Source organism: Fructobacillus ficulneus (assembly GCF_001047075.2).
GTDB lineage: Bacteria > Bacillota > Bacilli > Lactobacillales > Lactobacillaceae > Fructobacillus > Fructobacillus ficulneus.
In genome coordinates, this window is record NZ_DF968003.1 from 30446 (window position 1) to 33652 (window position 3207).

General features: G+C 51.6%; 3 protein-coding genes and 1 pseudogene. All 4 read left to right on the forward strand.

Annotation, left to right across the window (positions count from 1 at the left end):
• Positions 1–218: pseudogene (locus AOQ29_RS08015) on the forward strand (ornithine carbamoyltransferase); the annotation flags it as partial.
• Between the two features lie 38 nt (positions 219–256).
• Positions 257–1288: an N-acetyl-gamma-glutamyl-phosphate reductase gene (argC, locus tag AOQ29_RS04210; protein ID WP_061993279.1), complete on the forward strand. Its 1032-nt coding sequence runs from the start codon at positions 257–259 to the stop codon at positions 1286–1288.
• A gap of 107 nt (positions 1289–1395) precedes the next feature.
• A complete protein-coding gene (gene argJ, locus AOQ29_RS04215) occupies positions 1396–2583 on the forward strand; it encodes a bifunctional glutamate N-acetyltransferase/amino-acid acetyltransferase ArgJ (protein WP_061993280.1) in 1188 nt (395 codons plus the stop codon).
• Positions 2584–2586: 3 nt separating this feature from the next.
• The coding region (argB, locus tag AOQ29_RS04220; RefSeq protein ID WP_061993281.1) for an acetylglutamate kinase at positions 2587–3207 on the forward strand (621 nt) is incomplete at its 3' end.

Genomic DNA, 3207 nt, shown 5'->3' on the forward strand with positions numbered 1-3207 from the left:
AATTGATTGTCTTACACTGCCTCCCCGCCTTCCACGATTTGAAGACGGAAGTTGGCCAAGAAGTTTATGAAAAGTACGGCCTCCCAGCCATGGAAATCACCGACGAGGTTTTCCAAAGCCAATACGGTCGCCAGTTCGATGAAGCCGAAAACCGTAAACACGGCATCAAGGCCATGATGGCCGCTACCCTTGGTACCCACTTCATCACGTCAATTTAATTGTTAATTTGCCATAATCCCAGAAAGGAAGTCATCCTATGAATGTAGCCATCACAGGCGTGACCGGTTATGCCGGCATGCAGCTTTACTCGCTTCTCCAAGAACACATCGAAGTTGACGTTATTACCGTTTACCAACACGACTTAACCGAACCAGTTAGTCTCGCCGAGCTGAACCCACGCTTGAACTTAGCCGCTGACGACTGGGCCTATCCCTACGACAGCGATGCTGTCATGGCTGACAATGATATTATCTTCTTCGCCACCCCAGCCGGTATTACTAGTCAATTAGCCCAGCCCTACCTGGAACACAACTTTCCGGTCATCGACCTGTCTGGTGACTTCCGCTTGAAGGACCCGGCCGAATACCAGAAATGGTACCACCAGGACCCGGCTAAGGCCGCGGACCTGGCTTCGGCCTATTACGGTTTGACCGATATTTACGAAAATCCCGGCATGACCTACATCGCTAATCCTGGTTGCTATGCGACCGCCACTCTTTTGGGCCTCGCCCCAGCGGTAATGTGTGACCTCATCGAACCCGACTCAATTGTCGTCGATGCTAAGTCGGGTTTGTCTGGGGCCGGTAAGGGTCTATCGACGGCTTCTCACTTTAGCCAGGCCAACGAAAACCTCCAGGTTTACAAGGCCAACGAGCACAAGCACATCCCCGAAATCCTGGCCGAACTCAAGAAGTGGAACCCAAAGGTTCAACAATTACAGTTCATGACCACCCTGGTTCCCATCGACCGTGGCATTATGGCCACAATCTACGCTAAGGTCAAGCCCGGTGTCAGCGAGGAAACTATCCTGGCCCATTACCACAGCCTGTACGATGAAAATCCATTCATCCAGGTTTACGACCAAACCCTCCCCGACATCAAGTCGGTCCTCGCTACCAACAACTGTAAGATTGGCTTGGTTTACAACGAAACCACCGGTTACCTGATGGTCGTCTCCGTCATCGACAACATGATCAAGGGTGCTGCTGGTCAAGCCATTCAGAACATGAACCAGTTCTTTAATTTTCCAGTGACGACCGGGTTGGAACTCAGCCAAATCGCCTTTTAACTGGTCTTGACGGCCGAACCGGGAATCCCTGAACCAGGTCGGCCCTTTTATATAGAAGAAAGATACCTTTTTCCCTTGCAAATGAAACCCCGAAAGTAGGAATTATTATGAATGAAATTGACTTTACCTGGCCGCAAGGCTTCTTAACCGGAACCGCCCATGCTGGCTTTAAAGATGGCGAAAAAGATGACATGGCCTGGATTGTTTCCGACGTGCCGGCAACCGCTGCCGGGGTCTATACCAAGAACCAGTTCCAAGCAGCTCCGGTCCAATTTACCAAGGTCTTGATTAACCAGAACCATGCCCTCCAAGCCATCATCATCAACTCCGGTAATGCCAATTCCTTTACCGGCCAGGAGGGCCTCGATAACACCGCCCTCGCTAACAAGCTGACTGCTGAAAAGTTAGGCATTGACCCTGCCCTAGTTGGTGTCGCTTCAACCGGTGTGATTGGTAAGCAACTCGAAATGGACAAGTATGCTAATGGATTGACCAGCCTTGACCTCGCCGCCGAATCCAACATCCCCGAGGCCATTCTCACGACCGACTCCTGTGCCAAGCAGGCCACCGTCACCGTCCAAATTGACGGGCAAGCGGTAACCATGACTGGAATTGCCAAGGGGTCAGGAATGATTCACCCCAACATGGGGACAACGCTCGGTTTTATCACAACCGATGCCCAAATTGACGGCGAAACCCTCCAGGGTCTCTTGTCCGAGTTGATTCAATCATCCTTCAACCAAATTACGGTCGATGGCTGCATGTCAACCAACGATATGGTCCTCGTGATGGCCAACGGCCAGGCCCAAAATGCCATGATTACAGCCAACCACCCCGACTTAGCCCACTTTAAACAGGGGCTCCACTACATCTTAGTTGCCTTAGCAAAGATGGTCGCCAAGGATGGCGAAGGATCAAACAAGTTCGTCCAAGCTCAAGTAAAAAACGCCGCCTCCACAATCGAAGCCAACCAGGTCGCTCGGGCCATTGTCGGTTCCAATCTGATCAAGGCCATGCTCTTCGGTGAAGAAAACAACTGGGGTCGGATTGTCCAAGCCATTGGCCAGACCCAAGCGCAAATTAACCCCAACCACCTCGATATCTTTCTCGGCGACCTAATCCTCGTTAAGGATAGTCAGAAAATGGACGTCGACCAAGTTGCCCTGCAAGGACTCTTGGCCGCTGACCAAATTGATTTGACCGTCGATTTAAACATTGGGACTGAATCAGGTGTCGCCTGGGGCTGTGACCTGACCTATAAGTACGTTGAAATCAACGCTGCTTATGAGGGCTAAGCCATGATTGTGATTAAAGTCGGTGGCAATGCCATCCATTCCCTCAGTGCCAACTTTTACGACAAAGTCCAGGACTGGGTTGCTGAAGGCGAGCAAGTCATCGTTATCCACGGTGGTGGTCAACTGATAACTGCCGCCTGCGATTTCTTTGCCTTACCAACAGTCAAGGACCAGGGTATCCGGGTCACTCCAAAACCCGTCATGGCCCTCACCAACCAAGTTTTAACCCAGGTGGTGCAAGCTCAATTCGCTAGTTTATTTAGTGCGCACAAAATTCCGGTTTACCCGGTCAACCAGGAGGTTGGCCCCCTCTTCATTGGTGATTATTTAGACCAAGAGCAGTATGGCCAGGTGGGTGCAGTCATGGCCTTGAATCCCGCAGTCGTCAGTTCCCTGCCAAGCGGAAAGGTTTGGCTGGTGAACTCCGTCGCCCAAACGGTAACGGGCGACTTGCTCAACGTTAATGCTGATGCCGCCGCCCAAGCACTGGCGTCCTTAGTCGGGGCCGACGAGTTAATTTTATTAACTGATGTTCCAGGTGTCTTAGTGAACGGTCAGGTCCTCAACCAACTTGATGCCGGACAAATTGCCGACCTGGTGGCCCACGAACAAATCACCGGCGGG